Source organism: Bacteroidia bacterium (genome assembly GCA_041391665.1).
Taxonomy (GTDB): domain Bacteria; phylum Bacteroidota; class Bacteroidia; order J057; family J057; genus JAGQVA01.
In genome coordinates this window covers 1,165,512-1,183,267 of the sequence record JAWKNO010000003.1, presented here as the reverse complement: position 1 = coordinate 1,183,267, position 17,756 = coordinate 1,165,512, and the positions used below count along the sequence as shown (strand labels likewise).

Sequence of the window (17,756 nt, the reverse complement as noted above, 5' to 3'; positions counted from 1 at the left end):
GTTGCACAATGAATTTCCGCACAGAAATAACGATTCCCCCGCTAAGGTCTGCCATTGATTATGAATCGAGGCTGTTGAGCATTGGTTCGTGTTTTGCCGACCGGATAGGGCAGCGGATGGCGGAGAAAAAATTTTCGGTTGTGATCAATCCGCTGGGTATTATTTATAATCCTGTATCCTTGTGCCGGTCGCTGCAAATGGCTGTCGAAAATGAATCTGAGCCAAAATTTCTGTTCGCCCCACACCTTCACAGCTGGCATTCGTTTCACCTTCACAGCCGGTTTAATCATCCTGAAAAAGAAGTGTTTGAGACACAGGTCAAACAGGCATTTGACACGACGGGAGAACAACTTCGCAGGGCCAGCCACCTGATTCTCACTTTCGGTACCGCCTGGGTATATCGGGAAAAAAGCTCGGGGGAAATTGTTGCCAACTGCCACAAATATCCTGCAAATCAATTTACCAAAGACCTGCTGTCTCCTGCGGCTGTTACGGATGCCTTTTATCAGTTTCTTCGCGTACTTTTGCAGGTGAATCCGGGTATAAAAATATTGCTGACGGTAAGCCCTGTGCGTCATACCAAAGAGGGCCTTTCGCTCAACGCGGTGAGCAAAGCCACGCTCCGGCTGGTATGCCATCAACTAACCCAGGCATTTGAGAATATCTACTATTTCCCTGCCTACGAAATCATGACCGACGACTTGCGCGATTATCGTTTTTACGGAGACGATCTCATCCACCCTTCGCAATTTGCCGAATCATATATCTGGGAGAAGTTTACCCAATCTGCGCTGTCTCTTCAGGCGAAGGAAACCCTGCACACACTTGAAAAAATTCAGCGGGAAATGGCCCACCGACCCATGAATTCTCATTCTCCCGAATACCGTCACTTTTTGGAAGGTCTGGCTTCAAAACTGAATCTCCTCCATACAACACTGGATTGTACAGAGGAGATTCGCAAAATAAGAACCAGGCTGGAAACCCTTACTGATTTGCCCTGATCACACGGAATACAGACTGAAAGCCTTGCCGTTCGTTGGATAAAATCAGCGTATAGACACCCGCAGGGAGGAAAGACATATCTATCGTTTCTTTTTCACCTGCCCTTAGATCGAGCAATTTGTGCCCGGCTTCTCTTCCCGTTACATCAAAAATTTTCATGGAAGTAAAACTTCTGTCGTGCGCCAACAGATTTAAGGTCGATGAAAATGGATTGGGGAATACTTCTGCGTGCAACTCTGCGCCCGGATCATCCAACCCTGTCAGCCAGTACTCAAACTGTGCCGACTTGTCTGACACGCAAGATTGAGAGGTGAGCACTTCCACTTCATATATCCCCGATGCCGGTGCCTTGATGGTTTTTGCCGTCAGGTTGGTCAGCGTACCGTTTCTGTACCAGCGATAGGAGACACCTTGCACATCGGCGCGAAGACTGTCGTTGCCGATAGCGGTGATCGAAGGGGTAGTAATCGGGCCACAATCGCCGACGAGGAATGTATCTCTTCGCGGCAGGCTCCATACTCCGGCGGTATCTTTCACGCGGACAAACAGCACATGTTCTCCATTTGGCAGGCTGTCTGAGGAGAAGGTGAATAAATCATCGAGATCACCTGTCGGAGCAAGCGGCATCCGGTGGGCCGTGGCAAATGCTGAGTCATTGTCAAAATACCAGGCCATTTCTACCAGTGACCGTTCTGGTTGTTTTTCACCCTGTACATAAAAGGTTCGCCCTTCAAACAGGCCCCATGTCCCATCGAGATTTCGCTTACGGATAAAGAGGGTATGGAAGCCCGTGTTTAGCCCGGTGGAGGCTGCTGTAAAGGCAAAACTGGTTGTATCGGAGACGGTAATCGGCAAGGGTGTTCCATTACCGGCACCAGGATCCGTATCAAAAAAGAATTCAGACTCACTCAGGAAAGCCGTCGCAGTATTGCCTGTACCCTGGATGTAAAAACTCCGGCTGGCATAAAGCCCCCAAATACCGTCAGTATCCTTGCTACGGAAGTTGAGGGTATGGAAACCCTGGTTCAGTCCTGTGGCAGGGAGCGTTACGGTAATATTCTGGGTAGCAGCAACAGGTGCGGCTACAGCAAAACCATTGCCTGCCCCTGGGTCTGTATCGAAGAAATATTCCAGCGCCGCCAACGGCGGTGAAGGGAGCAGGTTTTGCACAGGTTGCACAAAAAATGTCTGACTCGCGTAGTGACTCCATTTTCCGTTGGTATTGCGGGTGCGCACATGCAGGGTATGAAAACCCGGTAAAACACCCGTTGCGGGGATCGTAACGGAAAAATCAACCGTATCTGAAGCGGAAATCGCGATAGGCGTTCCGTTTCCAGTTCCAGGGTCAGTGCCGAAGAAATATTCTCCGCCATTAATACTCTGTCCCCGGGCTGCTACTGTGAACAGCAGCAGAAAAAGAATGCTATAAATATTTTTCATATAGATTGTAAGTGAACAGAAAAAGGTGGGGTTAATCCTGTTTTCTGGCCTTTACATGTACCTGTAGTGAATCCCCCTGAGAAATGCTGGAATTGAATATATTCAGTTCGATTACCTGAGGCACAGGCGGCATGGCACTGGTGATATAAGGCGCAACACCTCCTATCGGGAATGGGTTAATGCTGCCGTAAATCCCTATGTCAGTACCATCTGTTCCGGCATTGATCCCTGGTGAAATGGTCTTGAGTTGATAATCATAAGCGAAGTCGAAGGCTCCTGCTGGTGCATTCACAAATTGGGGATTCACATTTAGGAGGTTGCCACTACCGGTATTGGTTCCAATCACCATCGTGTCATTGGGGGTAAAATAAGCAATGTTATTGTTATATGTGGAGAGTGTCGGACCCTGCGGGCTTCTGCCGTAGTAGAAGATATTGTTGACGATGATCAGATGAGAGGCACTTGTAAATACATTGGAAGCAGAAGGTGCTCCGGTAAAAATATTATTGGATACCAGGACACTGGGCTGATTGGTTGTGCTTATCTGAGCTCTGATGATATTATTTCGGATGAGGCAGTTGGAGTTATTCGATAAGGAAATATAATCAATAAGATTGTTCTGAATAATCCATCCGCTATTATTGGTTGTAAGGTTAATGGTATAGACATTGTTTCTTTCCAGAATGATATCGTTCACATTCGCTGCATTTCCATAAAACCCTGAGGAAGCAAACCCCATAACCTTGCTCCCTGAAGAAGAAGTATTGGGCGCAACAGAGGTTGAAAAATAGACATAATCGAGAGTCGAACGGAGCCCAAACTGATTGGAAGGATTATACCCAGCTCCAATAAGTGTAAGCTTTTTGGCAATGGTAATCGTTCCATAAGATACTTGCGAGCCAATAACATAGATGGTGTCGCCTGCACTGGATGCGGTTATCGCTGCTGTAATATTTGTATACTGCCCACCACCATTGGGATTGTTGTCAACAGTGAGAATGGTAGCTTTTGAAGGCAATAGTGTCATCAAACAAATGATGAAAAACAGAACTGATTGTTTTACAATGTTTAACATAGGTTTAGACGTTAAAGAAGTTTGTATGGATTGAATAAAATTTTTGCATAGAATTCCCAGGCTACAAAATGCTGGTAGCTGTAAGTGAAAAAATAGAAATAGAATTACCCCTCCAGTCCTGATCTCAGGTGGAACATAACCGTATCATCGCTTCTTTTTGGGGGAAAGAAACGGAGATAGTAATACAGAAAAAATCAGTAAATGAGAAAGTAAATGGGAAACAGCAAGCAGAAAAATCCGCTATCAAACGTAGGAAATGCGCGCACGATTTCCTAGAGAATTTCATGATCCCGTAAAAAAAAAAGTCTGAATTATGTACTTTCGCTGAATGCCGGTTATCACAGCTGATTATATCTATTCTCCTGAGGCGTTGCTAAGAAATTATTGCCTGGAAACCACCCCGGAGGGTGAGGTTATTTCTCTGCGTCCTATCAGTGTAGAAGACCATCCGATGGTCTGTAAGGGGATCCTTCTGCCTGGTTTTGTCAATGCCCACTGCCACCTTGAGCTGTCTGCGCTGAAGGGGCATATTCCCCGGCAAACAGGCATGACAGCGTTTATCGGCCAGGTAATCAGCAAACGCAATGATTTTACGGAAGAAACGCAGATACAGGCTGTAGAAGATGCGCTGAGGTTTCTTTGGCAGAGCGGAACTATTGCCGTCGGTGATATTTGCAATACAGGGATCAGCATTTTGCCCAAAAAAGCATCTCCCCTTTTCACTTACAGTTTTATCGAACTTCTCGGTCTGGGCGATACCCGTGCGCCAGAAATTTTAAACAACGGGCTGGCACTCAGTGAAAAATTTGCCGGTCTGGCACATTCCCTGTCTCCCCATGCGCCGTATTCCATGTCCCGGGCTTTAATCCGCGCGATATATGGCCAAAACCCGCAGTTAATGTCAATCCACTTGCTCGAATCCAAGGAAGAAAGGCAGCTATTTGCAGAAAACGGAGGACCATTTCGGGAGTTTTATCAGAAGATGGGGATTCCATTTGCCGGATTTGAAGCTAAAGACCCAATCGCGCATGTGCTTTCTGAAGTAAAAAAATCACAGCCGATGCTATTGGTTCACAATACCCAGATGACAGAGCAGGAACTGATAGCTATCGCCCAAAATTACCCGCAGGCATGGTTTTGCCTTTGTCCGGGCTCCAATCTCTACATTCACAATTCTTTCCCCGATCTGGATATGTTTAGGGATAATACAGACAGAATTTGCCTGGGTACAGACAGTTATGCCAGCAATGCAAGTATAGATGTGTTTGAAGAGGTGAAACTGATTCAGGAAAAATGCCCGGAGATTTCGCTTCATGAGGTATTGCGGTGGGCGACTACCCATGGCGCTGCAGCATTGGGAAAATCAGGCGTTTTGGGCGCCTTTATACCAGGTACCTGCCCCGGCGTCAATCTGATTGAGGGCATTGCGGAAACTCAGGCTGAACTACTTCCCGGAGCCGTTGTAAAGAAACTATATTGAAGTACAGCGAAAATCATATTTCCTGGTTATATTTATGAGATAAGTATTCATCGCTTTAAAACAAATATCTGTTATATGACACCACTTCTGGGTTTACGTACGGCGATTTACCGGGTATCGGATATGGAAAAAGCCAAAGCCTGGTACAGCGATCTTTTGGGTTTTGCCCCTTATTTTGATGAGCCTTTTTATATCGGGTTTAATGTTGCTGGTTACGAATTGGGGCTGCTCCCCGAAGAGGGTGCCGTCAAGACAAAGTCTGAAGGGGTCAATACCTATTGGGGAGTAGAGAATGTAGAAGAATATTGGGAAAAACTGTTGTCATTGGGCGCTACGGTTTATGAAGAACCCACGGAAGTCGGTGGAGGGATTATCACAGCGATGGCCAAAGATCCCTGGGGCAATCTGTTTGGAATCATTTACAACCCTCATTTTCAATTGCCTTAATGTTGCGGTAAAAATGGCGAAGCTATTTTGCTTTTATGGTTTTTGCTTAAGGAAGTGTGGTTTGTAGCTTGGCGAAGTGCGATAAAATGTCGTTCTGGGGGATTTCAACGCGATTCACTTTCAGTCAGGCACAAATCCGCCAGAGGCGGACACAAAGTTTGATTTAACCATTGGAGCGCTATTTTTGGGGTAGGTGCTGTTATTCGGGCGGCTTTCTGTTTTTGTCATTTCTTTTTCTTCCTTTTCTCGGGTTCTTTTTCAGCGTGTATCCAAGTCCAACTGTTATCTGCTTTAAATGGTGTGCTTATACTTTTTGAGTTGTCAATAACGATTTTTGTAAAGTAGGATTTGTAATACCAAGCAAAAAAGACTGCTCCTAATGTCGGTTTTTCGGTCTCACGATAGTTTATCCAAATTTCTCTTGGGTTATCAACTTTGAATCCACGAAATTCTCCTTGAAAGTAACTGTCGTCTTTAAGCACTTTAGTACCTGTTTCTTCAATTGTATAAATAAATTCACCACCATATACGGCAACACTGTTTGGTTGGAAGGCTGGTAAAATCCATACAGAAAGTGTTTTGTCGTCATTCTCTTTTATGTACTGATTAAATCTCAGGTTTACGGTGTCTTTAAGTGCTTTAATCTGTTTACTTGCCGTTTGCAATGCTCTTGAATATTTGTGAAGCAGTAAAGTGTCAACCGTTTCATTTGTTTTGCTTACTTGTCCTTTGTCAATCTTAAAATGAAAAACAAGGTCAAATTGATTATTTTCATATTTACCGTAAACAGCGTGCCAGGTGCCATCTTTTTGAAAGCAAAACCAATCACTGCCCAATCTTTCTAATTCTTTTTTGTCTTGGGTCATTACGCTATCTGATGTTTTCCAGGCAATCATATCATATTCATACAACCATTCAGCAACTTCCATTTTCTTGTTGAAGTCCGCAATGTCAAAATTGGGTCCTTTTGATTTTTGTCCATAGGCCAAAGTTGTCAACCCGATAAAAAGCAATGTTAGAATTTTATTCATTTGTTTGTTTGTGTTTCGTTGTCTTTTAAGCTGTTGCATAACGGTTTCGGGCTTGGCGAAGGTGGGGATTTTTAGCACAAATGTTGATGCGGAGAACCAAACTTTGATTAACCACAAATGTTGATGCGGAGCACTGAACCGCCACTTTTGGGTAGGTGCTGTTATAGGGTGTTTTTATTTCTATGTCTCAAGAGCATATCTAACATTCGGGTTTTTCGTTAGGATTAATTTTTCAAGAATATCCTTTGATTTTTTTGTGTTTATAGCTACCAATGCATTAACACATTTCCTTAAAGTAGATTCGTTTTCATCGTCAAACTTTCGGTAAATCTTGTCTTCCATGGCTATTTTTAAAAGTGCTTCGCAATATCTTTCTTCTTTAAAGTCGAAAACTATTTCAACAATGTCTTCATGTTCTTCGTGCCAAGTTTCAAGAATGAGCTTATAGAAAATGTCGGAATAGTCCTTGTCCAGCCCATCTCGAAAAGCCATAGCAATAGAAAACTTTAATTTTTGTGTGTCCTTGTCGGTAACCGCAGCTTCTAAAAATTGTAAATTTTCAGTTTTATAGGTTTTACTACCTGTCCAGAATTTTTCTAACATATCTTGTTTTTCAAACAGATTTTCGTTTGTCACAAGATATTCTGAATATATGTCTGACAATTTTTTTCTCTTAAACATGGTCATTTTTAAATGCCCTATAACAGTTTGCAGCTACCCGAAGGTGGCGATTTCGAAGCACTTCACTGTCAACCAAGCACGAACTTTGATAGTAGCACAAAACTTGATTTAACCACTGAACCGCCACTTTTGGGTAGGTGCTGTTATAGCCCGTTTTTCTTGTCATTCGTCAAGTTCTTTAAGTCCGATTACAGGATTTGGATAGTCCGTCCCAAATGGTGTAAATGCAATTGATTCTTTAAAATATTCTCTTGCCTTGTCATTGTTTCCCATTTCCGCATATGCAACGCCAATGTTATTTAGATAGGTCGCATAAATCTTGTTCCAAGTCAAACAGTCTGCAAAAGTGTGAATGAAGTTTGGAAGCACATATCTCACATTGTCTTTGTCAAAGTAAAGAAGACCACCGTATGTTGCTTTGTCTGAAAACCTGATTGCTGTTTGACCGTCTGGGAAACGAATACTTGAAATTCCTTCTGTCTTGGCGTAGGCTGTAATACAGTCAATTGTCCTGTCCAACCAAAATTTATGATTTGCTTTCTCTCCCAAAGTTTCAAGTCCGAAAAATTCATTGTCTTTTGTGTTTTTCAGTTGCAAATAAATGTTCTGAAAAATTGCGTTTACTCCATTCAAATATGAAATGATAGAGTCTCTTAGTCGTCCTTGTTTTTTATACTCAATTCCAAGGTCGTTCCAATACCCATAGTCAAGTGGATTTTCTTTGGTCAGTCGTTCAAGTGTTGAAATATCGGTCATTCTGTGTCGTCTTTTTAAAATGGGCTCCGTATATACGCTACACCTAGCGTTTATTTTCTTATTGGCTCTTACGAATATCTTCCCTTTCCCGCAGATTTACAAACATCTGGCAGGGATATATCCCGGCTGTCACGCGGAGCTACTGGCCTTCAAACAAAAAGGTCAGAGGCTGATGCGGGCGCAAACCAAAATCATGGGGTCTTGGCTGTTGGCTATTGGCTGTTGGCTATTAGCTATTGGCTATTGGGGGTTAGCGCATTTGTCCTCACGCGCGCTAAGGCGCAATACCTGAAAAAAAGAGGTGAAACGGGCCTCCAGGCTACCACCTCTGGTTTGCCCAAGGTTTTGCGCAGTAACGCGCTGCCCGGTTTCCTCCAACGGAGAAACATTTTTCGCGCTAATGAGGAGCAGTTCCTTCGGAGAAGCAACTGACGGACAACACCGACATTTGGGTTTGCGCGCACTTGTTTTGTCCTCTTCCTTGCTACACCTCTGTGAACAAACTTGTGAACAGACTCGATTTTTCATTACCTTAATTTTCAGATAATGAAAGCGGGGGTATTTGCCCGAATAAACTAAGTTTTCAAAACATGAAACGTTATTTCCCAATCCTTTTGTCAGCGCTGCTTCTGGCTGCCTGCACCCAACCGCTGGCTGAGATGCCTGTGGGCATAAAACACGTAGTTGTGATCGGCGTTGACGGCCTAAGCCCCGACGGTATCCGCAAAGCAAAGACGCCCAACCTTGACTTCCTGATGAAGGAAGGTGCTTTCAGCCTGCACGCCCGCTCTGTAACACCGAGCAGTTCCAGCTCAAACTGGGCCTCGATGATCATGGGTGCAGATGTCGAACAACATGGGGTTCACAGCAATAGCTATAAAAGGGACGATTTTATTCTCCCGCCGGTGGTAAAAGGTACGGAAGATATTTTCCCCACCATATTCGGTGAAGTTAATAAACAACTTCCGGGCGCGGAAATTGGTGCGATCTACCACTGGGGAGACTTTGGCAGGTTGTTTGAAAAAAGTGCGGTGGACTACGATGCTCACGACAGCACGGAAGCAGGCACCACAGATCTGGCCGTCAACTATATCCGCGAAAAACAGCCCGTTTTTGCCTTCATCCACCTCGATCATGTCGATCATGCCGGGCACGAATTTGGTCACGGAAGCCCCGAATATTATACCTCGGTAGCGCGCGCCGACAGCCTGATCGGCAATATGCTGGCCGCCATTCAATCAACAGGTATGGCTGAAAATACCATGGTATTAATTTGTGCAGATCACGGCGGAATCGATAAAGGCCACGGCGGTTATTCGCTGGCTGAAATGGAAATTCCCTTTATACTCTGGGGCAAGGGAATCAAAAAAGGATATGAAATTCCGGTTCCCGTTTACCAATACGACAATGCCGCAACTGTCGCTTTTGCACTGAACCTGATCCGCCCATATGCCTGGATCGGGCGTCCGGTGAGTTGTGCTTTTGAAGGATTTGAGGTTCCCGCAGCCAATTATCCCGTAGAAGATTATACAAAATAACAGCCCATCATGATCCGAATCTTCTGGTTACTGGCCGGGCTGATCTTTTCAGGCAGTCTTTTTTCCCAAACCGGGGCTTCTTTGCCTCCCTGGCAAGAAGGTTTTCTGGACATTCATCATATCAGCACCGGAAGGGGAGATGCTGCTTATCTGGTTTTTCCGGATGGGACAACGCTCGTCGTTGATGCCGGAGATATTTCCGAAACACACCCGCGTACTCTTTCTCCGCGCAACAGCACCCTCAAACCCGACCGAAGCCACACGGCTCCTGAGTGGATTGCAGATTATATCCGCCAGTTTGCACCCAAAGGAAAACCGCCCGTGATAGACTACGCGCTGATTACCCATTACCACGATGATCATTTTGGGGAATGGGACAAAACCCGTAAACTTTCACCCAAAGGCGGATATGCCCTTACAGGAATCATGGGCGTAGGAGAACAGATTCCTATCCGCACCCTTCTGGACAGAGGATATGATTTTCCCATTAACCTCAAAGACCCGATTTTTGCCCAAAACGCAGAAAGCGACGAATACCATATTCTCCAGACCCTGCGCGAGTACTGGAAATTTTCTGATTATCATCAGGCAAACAGCGGGCTGATTCACGAAAAGCTAAAACCCGGTTCGCGCAGCCAGATTGTATTGAAACACCAGCCGGAAAAGTGGCCGGAATTTTATGTGCGCAATATTTCCTCCAACGGCCAGGTATGGACAGGCTTTGAGGATGAACAATTTATCAGCTTGTTTGAACCGGGGCAGTATCCCGGTGAAAATCCGCTGAGCAATGCCATCCGCATCACGTATGGGGCATTTGACTATTTTACCGGAGGAGATCTTGCCGGAATAAATGCAATCGGAGAAGGCGACTTCAACAGCCTCGAAGCAAATGTCGCCCCGGTGATCGGACCGGTAGATGTCGCTACGCTCAACCACCACGGAAACCGCGACTCTCAAAGCGCTTTTTATGTGCGCACCCTTCGCCCCCGCGTATGGATCGGCCAGACCTGGTCGTCAGATCACCCCGGTGATGATGTATTGCGGCGTATTACTTCAAAGGTGATTTATCCGGGAGAAAGAGCTGTGTTTTCGACAGATATGCTCGAATCCAACGAACTCGTTATCGGCAGCCGGATTGAAAATTCGTATCAAAGCCGTCACGGGCATATTGTGGTGCGGGTTGCGCCGGGAGGCGAAACCTATCAGGTATTTGTGCTCAATGATGCCTCCGCACAGCGCGAAGTACTGGCTACGTTTGGGCCGTACAGGTCGAGGTGAAGGTTTTTCTCATGATCTCCGATCAACATCGTGACGGTTCACGCAGAGTACGCAAAGGAATCGCAGAGTTTCGCAAAGGCATCTGCGTTAATTCCTGTCTGCCCATGCAGATGCGTGGTACTCTGCGTAATCTGCGTTCCAAAACAGGGGGTGATCTCCGATCAACATCGTGACGGTTCACGCAGAGTACGCAAAGGAATCGCAGAGTTTCGCAAAGGCATCTGCGTTAATCTGCGTTCCAAAACAGGGGGTGATCTCCGATCAACATCGTGACGGTTCACGCAGAGTACGCAAAGGCATCTGCGTTAATTCCTGTCTGCCTTAGCAGATGCGTGGTACTCTGCGTAATCTGCGTTCCAAAACATGGGGATGATCTCCGATCAACATCGTGACGGTTCACGCAAAGACGCAAAAAATCGCGTGGGGCATACCTTTGCATGAACAACGTCAGCAACTCCGTGATTATGTCCTTGTATTTTCTATGCAATTGAATAGCTTGGCTGGCCGTTAAGGTTAAGAATTTGCCTGTTTGGGCAACAGGAAGTTTTTTAACTCCGGAAATATTTCAATTTGCGTTGATTTAATCAGGATTGCAGTCAGATGCTGTACAATACGCTTGAATTTGGCTTTTTTTATGTGCTCGTTTTTGGTCTTTACTGGTTTGCCACCAGTAAAAACCTTCGTTTACAAAATATTCTCATCCTGATTGCCAGTTATTTTTTCTACGGCTGGTGGGACTGGCGTTTCCTCGGTCTTATTATGCTCAGTTCTCTGGTGGATTATGTAGCGGGAAAAAAAATCGATGATTCTGATGATATAAAAACCCGCAAAAGGTGGTTGCATGTCAGCCTCGTTATCAATCTGGGGCTGTTGGCCGTATTCAAATATTACGGCTTTTTTGTTGACTCATTTATCGAACTTTTCCGTTCGATGGGCTATGAAGTAGGCAGCCGCACGCTGCAGATTATTCTCCCTGTAGGGATCAGTTTTTATACCTTCCAGACACTGAGTTATACGCTCGATATCTACCGCAAACGTTTTGCCGCAGAACGCGACCTGGTCGCATTTCTGGCGTTTGTCAGCTTTTTTCCCCAGCTCGTCGCAGGGCCGATCGAGCGCGCCTCCAACTTTTTACCACAGTTTCGCAAATTGCGAACCTTTGAATTTGACCGCGCCAAAGACGGACTGCGCCAGATTTTGTGGGGATTGTTTAAAAAAGTCGTCATTGCCGACACACTCGGCGTTGTAGTGGACGAAATCACCGCCTGGCACGAACTTCATCCGGGGATTATTCTTTTAATGGCCGTATTTTTCTTTGCTTTCCAGCTTTACTGCGACTTTTCGGGGTATTCGGATATTGCGATAGGCACCGCGCGGCTGATGGGCTTCGACCTGATGCGCAATTTCAACTACCCGTATTTCGCCCGCGACATCATGGACTTCTGGCGCCGGTGGCATATTTCCCTGACTTCCTGGTTTAAAGATTATGTGTTTCTCTCTCTGAGCGGCGGAAAAATGGTTACCAGCAAATGGACACTAATCCGCAACTATATGATCACCTTCACGGCCAGCGGGTTGTGGCACGGTGCCAACTGGACTTTCGTGGTTTGGGGATTTTTGCATGGATTGTACCACATTCCCTATATTTTATTCCCCCAGCTCAAAACCTCCGTACTGCTGACCAAACCTCCCTTTACCGTAAAAGGCACGCTGAGAGCCGCACTGGAGATGAGCATTACCTGGGCGATGAACCTGTTTGCCCTGGTGTTTTTTATGTCGAAGGATATAAAAACAGCGATTTCCTACCTTTCGCACATGTTTTCGGCGAGTTTGTTTACCGTGCCGATGGCCTACCGCAAATATATGTACTGGATGGTGCTGTTTATCGGGGTCGAATGGTTGCAGATGTATTACAAAAAGACTTTTCCGTTACAGATTGAGAACTGGCATCCGGTACTTCGCTGGTCGGTGTATTATGCATTGACCTTTGTGGTGTTGTATTACAATTACGATCGCAGGGCGTTTATTTACTTTCAGTTTTAACAGACAATGATCACAAGATTTCTCATACGAATCCTATGGTTCAGCCTTCCGGTGCTGGCGGCATTGTTTATTCTGGAAATGATACAGCGCACGATTCCCAACGACTACACCCATAAAAAACAATTGCTGGAAGCCCATTTGCCCGAGTGGCAGACTTTGGTATTGGGGAGTTCGCATACCTATCTGGCGATTATTCCCGACTCACTTGACGGTTTAGCGTTTAACCTATCAGCTACAGCGCAGACATTGTATTTTGATCATTTTCTTTTCGAAAAATATATCGATAAAATGACTTCACTGGAAACGGTGATTTTGCCCATATCCTACCCTTCATTGGGCGCAGAGTCAGACCGGAATCCAGGAGATTTTAACCGGAGTTATCATTACCGGTTGTTTTACGGAAGCAGTGCGTTTACCAATCCGTTTTCGATAAAAAGCTATAGCATTGTGAATCTGTTCACCATCAAAACCAGTGTGGACCGCACGATCAGTTATTATACGAAAGGCGATTCACTGGTGGAGTTCAGACGCAATGGCTGGTTTGCGACAGACGAACAAAAAGACCTCGAAAAAAGCGGCAAAGACGTAGGGCCTTATCACGACCGGTTTTATTTTGAAGAACTGATCCCCGTCAACACAGGCAGGATTGCAGCGATCATCCAAAAATGCAAGGAACGGGATATAGACCTCATATTGATTTCCCCGCCGATGTACATGACCTACATCGAAAACACCCGACCGGAGCGGTACGCGGCGATGACAGCGGTGATGGACTCCCTCAGCGCTGCGTGGGAGGTCCCCTATTTTGATTTCACCCGTGACCCCCGGTTTGAAGCCGCAGACTTTTTTGACTCCAACCACCTGCGCACCCAGGGCGCGAAGAAGTTTAGCCCGATGCTAAACACAAAAATCAGCGAGTATAAGGCGGGAAAAACAGGAAATGACAAAAACCTTCCCTGGAAATGGGCCTGGTGAACCCCCCTATTACAGCCATGTAAAATATTTGGCAGAATGGAGGGATTTTGGTAGGTTTAGGGGTGGGGGATTCTGGGGGATACAAGGAAGTAAATGCTACACGTGGCGTTTATGCGGGTGTTATAGGGCATTTAAAGAAAAAACATGAATAGCTCAGAGAATTGGCAAATGAATTTGTTCACATTTCCTTATTGGTTTATTATAGATAAAATAAATCTAAACAGAATTGTATCAATTACCATTGAGGAGTGTGAATGGAAATTTTATCCTCCTTATAGGACAAGCCCAGCGAATGAATTATTTACACCGCAACCTCAAGAAGCTCTTTTTTTAGAAGGAGGTATGAAAAGAATAAATCCAAATTTCAAAATACCAAAAGTTTCAATTTATCCTTTATTCAATGAAAATGGAATCGGAATTTCTGCATTTCAAGCTGAAGAAAATGAAAATTGGAATATTAATAGAAAAGACCGAAAGGATATTCCTGTAGATACTATTAGGGTCGATATAAAATCCAATAAAAAATTAAATGTTCTTAAATATTTTCGAAAACTAATGGAAATTTTAAGAGTTTACACCAATCAATGGTGGATTGGCCATCTACCATATCTTCTTGACAATATCTCAATTGCTCAGACTGTTGATCAAAAGGGAAATTCAACATCAGCCCCACCTACTATATGGACTCCTTCTGTTTTTGTAAGTTCCTTTAATGAGAAAATTATTGATCTTGATATATGGATAGCCGCTTTAAATGATCTAGCTTTGAACGTAGAACCTTTAATTTATAAATCAACTTTATTGGATTCGATGTATTATACCTCTAAAGGAGATACGAGAAGGACGATACTTGATATAGCGCAAACTCTAGATACTGCTGTGGATATTAATTTTTTAAGAATTTGGAATAGAGAAAAAATGGGAACTCCAAAAAACTATTCTCGAGGAGCATTTATAAAGGAAATACCACCTAGAACTGGAACAACCTTCAACAGTAAAACAAATATTCCACTTCTAATTAGCCATATAACCAGCAAAATTGTAAATAGATCTTTTGAATCAGAACACCTTGATGATTTTCTAGTGATTGAAGAGTTTTGGGATAAGAAGAGAAATCCAGTTTCCCACGGAGCAAATTTATCTCTTAATGGAACAGAGCTTTCGAATTATATAAAATGTGTAGAAAATTGCCTCAATTGGCTAGAAGGAATATAGAACGCCCTATAACACTATGTCTGAAATCATAGCCTTACTAACCGGCTCATAACCTTAGCTACAGATTCATACATTTACCGCTATCAGCCATCTTAAAAAGACAGAATTGATGATAAAATCAGACTATTGGAACATACTACTGTACATCTTGCAAAACAGGTTTATATTTTTGTTTAAATAGGGTCTTCAGATAGAGTAAGAGGGACGCGAACAGGGCACTTTTCGATAAAGTAAGGGAGCCCCTATGAAAGAGGGAGATAGCAGGTGAGGAGGAAGCATCGACCGTTTTGCCTAAACTGATCAGCGAGACCAGCAGGTAAAAATTCTTGGCTGCACCCAGACCATATTCTGCGTAGATTTTACTAAATTTGAGTAGTTGCGAAAAAGGCATAGGTATCGTTGTTGTGTTAAACACAATACGCTTGCTTTTTCCGCTTTTTTTCAAAAATGTCTGGTAGTATGATTTTTCACAACCCCTTCCTAACCGCTATAACTTACTCTCTAAAATCACAAATGATACAAAATATGAAACCATTCCTCATTAGTTATTTTGTATTAATCGTAATTGGTGGCATTTTCTTTACTTCATGTGGTAAAGAAGCCGTTTGCATAGATACTAATTGTGCAAATTATACTTCACAAGCTGCTGCACAAGCAGCCTATGAGGCAGATCCTGAATGTAGGGGGGATTTAGATGCCGACAAGGATGGAATTGCATGCGAAGAACCAGGTAACAGCGTGAAAAATTGTGGGAGTACAAGTAATTGTGGGTGTTCTGGTTACCGAAAAGATGAATGCCCTACAAACCCTTGTTGCCAATGGATTGTAGGTGATGGCTGTAAATGTAAATAGGTGATTAAAGAAAAAGCGAATGCCTATAAACAGCAACCAGCCGGTAGTTTGTCCTCTTCCCCTAAGCCGCAACAGACCCAAAACAGCAACCCTGCATTAACATCCTCCTACTTCATCAAGATATTCTCGTCAACCATGAGCCAATTTCAAATTGAAATAAAAAACAATTTATAAATAACGTAATTCAAAATGAAAAATTCATTACTCTCAATAATAATCTTAATTGGCCCTTTTTTTGTTTTTTCACAAGTGGAAAAAGAAGGCACTCTGAAAGCTAATTCAAAACTTACCATTTATGGAAACATAGATAATATTTATTTGGAAGAAGGGGAGGAAATAAGTTATAAAATTTCTGATGGAAGAGTGTCTTTTGAGAAAAAAGGGATTATTGTAGTGAAAAAAACCACTTACCTTAAAAAATTGGAAAAAAAAGATAACATAAAAATTATCCTACCAACCAATAGTCAAGAAACAATAACCAATAATAGTAATTACTCCAATGGTGAAAATGAGGATAATCGGAAAATACAAAATAAGCTGAATATAATTATTGGCCATTTAATTGCTGGTGATATTTTTATGATTGTTTCGGTAATCAGATTAATTACCGTAAAGCAACGATAATTTACGTTATTGATGCAAATTAGCTAGCGCCCCCACAACTCCACCATCATACAAACCCGAAAAAACTGACGTGCATTTCATCCGGCGACATCCCTTTCAGCCCAACGCAGAACCCCAGAATCCCCATTACCGCTCCTCAGAAGAAAATCCTATGTTGCATTACATATACTCTTAACATTATCAAAAATAAATATAATATGGAAGGACAAGTAATGAATCTTGTAAGGTCTTACATAAATCAAAGCCTTGCAGGGTTAAAAAAGGAGAATAATAATTTTGATTTCAAGCGGAAATGGTACGATTTGTCAATGACAAATGGAATATATGAATTTTTAAAGGACGTATCAGCAATGGCAAATACAATAGGTGGAGATAGCTACATTGTAATTGGCTATGATGAAGATAAAAATAAGTTTTACCCAACAAGGTTTGAGGACTCAAAATTAAATGATGTTAATGAGTTAATGGGGATAATTGCAAAGCACATTGATCGTGCATTCATAATTGACCATTTCGAAATAGAATATGAAAATAACCCACTATCTGTTATCTATATACCAAATTCACATGATAAACCTCATGTAATTAGAATGCATATTCAGGAAGATTCTAATGGGAATAAAAAGACATTTGAGCAGCGAATTTATTTGAGAAATAGCACTGGTACAAAATTAGCATCAAGGGCAGATTTAGATTTAATTTATCACGATAGAAAAGGATTTATCATTGAATATTCTGTTGCAGTTGGACTTACAAATATAAATTTTGGCCAGAATTATTCTGAATTATGGATGAATATTGAAAACGTTGGGCAACGAACAATTGCAATTTGCAAAGTGGAGTTTTCTGTTTCTGTTAATGAGAATTTACACGTTTTTTCTTCTGCAGAAAGCTATACGCAGAATAATACTAATTATCATATTCGCCATCAGCCAATAAGGATTCCTCCGAACGATATTCGAAGTTTCTCCTTGAGATTTACAATCAGTAAAGATGATAATCAGTACATACATCACGATTTCAATGCCCTTCAAAAGGACAGATTAAATGTAGCTTTTGATACCTTTGCAATTACCATGATGAATGGTAAAAAGCTACATGTTAGTCCAGAAATAATTGGATAGGTTTAAATTCTGCGAACACTGCCCCGCCCCCATCAAGTTAACCCCAAAAACCCCGTAAACATCAATCCCTCACCCTTCAAATTTCAATGCTTCAGATTATCCTTTTTTCCTTAACTTGATGAGTGTGAACACCCGCTAACTGAAAATTCTTGGGTTGCTGTGAACTTCAGTTAGCGGTGTCATTGCCATTTATTA

The 17,756-nt window shown here is 43.1% G+C and carries 16 protein-coding genes; 11 read left to right on the top strand and 5 right to left on the bottom strand.

Annotated features, from left to right (window positions below; translation table 11 throughout):
- The first annotated feature begins 8 nt into the window (after positions 1-8).
- Positions 9-1,001, top strand: coding sequence for a GSCFA domain-containing protein (locus tag R3D00_27610; GenBank protein ID MEZ4776973.1), 993 nt, complete (start codon positions 9-11; stop codon positions 999-1,001).
- On the opposite strand, the gene R3D00_27605 is transcribed toward R3D00_27610, so the two are convergent.
- Together R3D00_27605 and R3D00_27600 are read right to left on the bottom strand one after the other, a co-directional pair.
- Positions 985-2,442: a T9SS type A sorting domain-containing protein gene (locus R3D00_27605; protein ID MEZ4776972.1), complete on the bottom strand. Its 1,458-nt coding sequence runs from the start codon at positions 2,440-2,442 to the stop codon at positions 985-987. The two genes, R3D00_27610 and R3D00_27605, sit on opposite strands and share 17 nt — an antisense overlap.
- A 31-nt stretch (positions 2,443-2,473) precedes the next feature.
- Complete coding sequence (locus R3D00_27600; protein MEZ4776971.1) at positions 2,474-3,469, bottom strand: hypothetical protein; 996 nt, start codon at positions 3,467-3,469, stop codon at positions 2,474-2,476.
- Between the two features lie 376 nt (positions 3,470-3,845).
- Between R3D00_27600 and R3D00_27595 the strand changes: the two genes are divergently transcribed.
- Together R3D00_27595 and R3D00_27590 are read left to right on the top strand one after the other, a co-directional pair.
- Entirely contained in the window at positions 3,846-4,997 is a 1,152-nt protein-coding gene (locus tag R3D00_27595; protein ID MEZ4776970.1) for an amidohydrolase family protein, read from the top strand.
- A 75-nt stretch (positions 4,998-5,072) separates the two neighbouring features.
- Positions 5,073-5,444, top strand: coding sequence for a VOC family protein (locus R3D00_27590; protein ID MEZ4776969.1), 372 nt, complete (start codon positions 5,073-5,075; stop codon positions 5,442-5,444).
- Between the two features lie 224 nt (positions 5,445-5,668).
- Here R3D00_27590 and R3D00_27585 read toward each other — a convergent pair whose 3' ends face one another.
- From R3D00_27585 to R3D00_27575, 3 genes are all read right to left on the bottom strand, one after another.
- The gene (locus R3D00_27585; protein ID MEZ4776968.1) at positions 5,669-6,514 is read right to left on the bottom strand and encodes a hypothetical protein; all 846 of its coding nucleotides are present in this window, start codon (positions 6,512-6,514) and stop codon (positions 5,669-5,671) included.
- 141 nt (positions 6,515-6,655) lie between these two features.
- On the bottom strand, positions 6,656-7,156 hold the full coding sequence (locus R3D00_27580) for a HEAT repeat domain-containing protein (GenBank protein MEZ4776967.1): 501 nt from the start codon (positions 7,154-7,156) through the stop codon (positions 6,656-6,658).
- A 162-nt stretch (positions 7,157-7,318) separates the two neighbouring features.
- Positions 7,319-7,912, bottom strand: coding sequence for a tetratricopeptide repeat protein (locus tag R3D00_27575; protein ID MEZ4776966.1), 594 nt, complete (start codon positions 7,910-7,912; stop codon positions 7,319-7,321).
- Positions 7,913-8,502: 590 nt separating this feature from the next.
- On the opposite strand from R3D00_27575, the gene R3D00_27570 reads away from it, so the two are divergent.
- The 8 genes from R3D00_27570 to R3D00_27535 all read left to right on the top strand — a co-directional run bounded on the left by R3D00_27570 (position 8,503) and on the right by R3D00_27535 (position 17,561).
- Complete coding sequence (locus R3D00_27570) at positions 8,503-9,450, top strand: alkaline phosphatase (protein ID MEZ4776965.1); 948 nt, start codon at positions 8,503-8,505, stop codon at positions 9,448-9,450.
- A gap of 9 nt (positions 9,451-9,459) precedes the next feature.
- Positions 9,460-10,728 carry a hypothetical protein gene (locus R3D00_27565; GenBank protein ID MEZ4776964.1) on the top strand — a complete coding sequence of 423 codons (1,269 nt, stop codon included), beginning with the start codon at positions 9,460-9,462 and terminating at the stop codon, positions 10,726-10,728.
- Between the two features lie 600 nt (positions 10,729-11,328).
- A complete protein-coding gene (locus R3D00_27560; protein MEZ4776963.1) occupies positions 11,329-12,771 on the top strand; it encodes an MBOAT family O-acyltransferase in 1,443 nt (480 codons plus the stop codon).
- 6 nt (positions 12,772-12,777) lie between these two features.
- Positions 12,778-13,746 carry a hypothetical protein gene (locus R3D00_27555; GenBank protein MEZ4776962.1) on the top strand — a complete coding sequence of 323 codons (969 nt, stop codon included), beginning with the start codon at positions 12,778-12,780 and terminating at the stop codon, positions 13,744-13,746.
- Between the two features lie 144 nt (positions 13,747-13,890).
- Positions 13,891-14,961, top strand: a complete 1,071-nt coding sequence (locus R3D00_27550) for a hypothetical protein (protein MEZ4776961.1) — start codon at positions 13,891-13,893, stop codon at positions 14,959-14,961.
- Positions 14,962-15,486: 525 nt separating this feature from the next.
- Positions 15,487-15,813: a hypothetical protein gene (locus R3D00_27545; protein ID MEZ4776960.1), complete on the top strand. Its 327-nt coding sequence runs from the start codon at positions 15,487-15,489 to the stop codon at positions 15,811-15,813.
- A 189-nt stretch (positions 15,814-16,002) separates the two neighbouring features.
- On the top strand, positions 16,003-16,437 hold the full coding sequence (locus R3D00_27540; protein ID MEZ4776959.1) for a hypothetical protein: 435 nt from the start codon (positions 16,003-16,005) through the stop codon (positions 16,435-16,437).
- 197 nt (positions 16,438-16,634) lie between these two features.
- A complete protein-coding gene (locus R3D00_27535; GenBank protein ID MEZ4776958.1) occupies positions 16,635-17,561 on the top strand; it encodes an ATP-binding protein in 927 nt (308 codons plus the stop codon).
- Positions 17,562-17,756: the final 195 nt, after the last annotated feature.

Coding starts and splice junctions, on each gene's coding strand:
- R3D00_27535 (MEZ4776958.1), top strand. CDS start 16,635: ATGGAAGGACAAGTAATGAATCTTGTAAGGTCTTACATAAATCAAAGC.
- R3D00_27605 (MEZ4776972.1), bottom strand. CDS start 2,442: ATGAAAAATATTTATAGCATTCTTTTTCTGCTGCTGTTCACAGTAGCA.
- R3D00_27540 (MEZ4776959.1), top strand. CDS start 16,003: ATGAAAAATTCATTACTCTCAATAATAATCTTAATTGGCCCTTTTTTT.
- R3D00_27575 (MEZ4776966.1), bottom strand. CDS start 7,912: ATGACCGATATTTCAACACTTGAACGACTGACCAAAGAAAATCCACTT.
- R3D00_27560 (MEZ4776963.1), top strand. CDS start 11,329: ATGCTGTACAATACGCTTGAATTTGGCTTTTTTTATGTGCTCGTTTTT.
- R3D00_27600 (MEZ4776971.1), bottom strand. CDS start 3,469: ATGACACTATTGCCTTCAAAAGCTACCATTCTCACTGTTGACAACAAT.
- R3D00_27595 (MEZ4776970.1), top strand. CDS start 3,846: ATGCCGGTTATCACAGCTGATTATATCTATTCTCCTGAGGCGTTGCTA.
- R3D00_27565 (MEZ4776964.1), top strand. CDS start 9,460: ATGATCCGAATCTTCTGGTTACTGGCCGGGCTGATCTTTTCAGGCAGT.
- R3D00_27590 (MEZ4776969.1), top strand. CDS start 5,073: ATGACACCACTTCTGGGTTTACGTACGGCGATTTACCGGGTATCGGAT.
- R3D00_27550 (MEZ4776961.1), top strand. CDS start 13,891: ATGAATAGCTCAGAGAATTGGCAAATGAATTTGTTCACATTTCCTTAT.
- R3D00_27555 (MEZ4776962.1), top strand. CDS start 12,778: ATGATCACAAGATTTCTCATACGAATCCTATGGTTCAGCCTTCCGGTG.
- R3D00_27570 (MEZ4776965.1), top strand. CDS start 8,503: ATGAAACGTTATTTCCCAATCCTTTTGTCAGCGCTGCTTCTGGCTGCC.
- R3D00_27580 (MEZ4776967.1), bottom strand. CDS start 7,156: ATGTTTAAGAGAAAAAAATTGTCAGACATATATTCAGAATATCTTGTG.
- R3D00_27610 (MEZ4776973.1), top strand. CDS start 9: ATGAATTTCCGCACAGAAATAACGATTCCCCCGCTAAGGTCTGCCATT.
- R3D00_27545 (MEZ4776960.1), top strand. CDS start 15,487: ATGAAACCATTCCTCATTAGTTATTTTGTATTAATCGTAATTGGTGGC.
- R3D00_27585 (MEZ4776968.1), bottom strand. CDS start 6,514: ATGCAACAGCTTAAAAGACAACGAAACACAAACAAACAAATGAATAAA.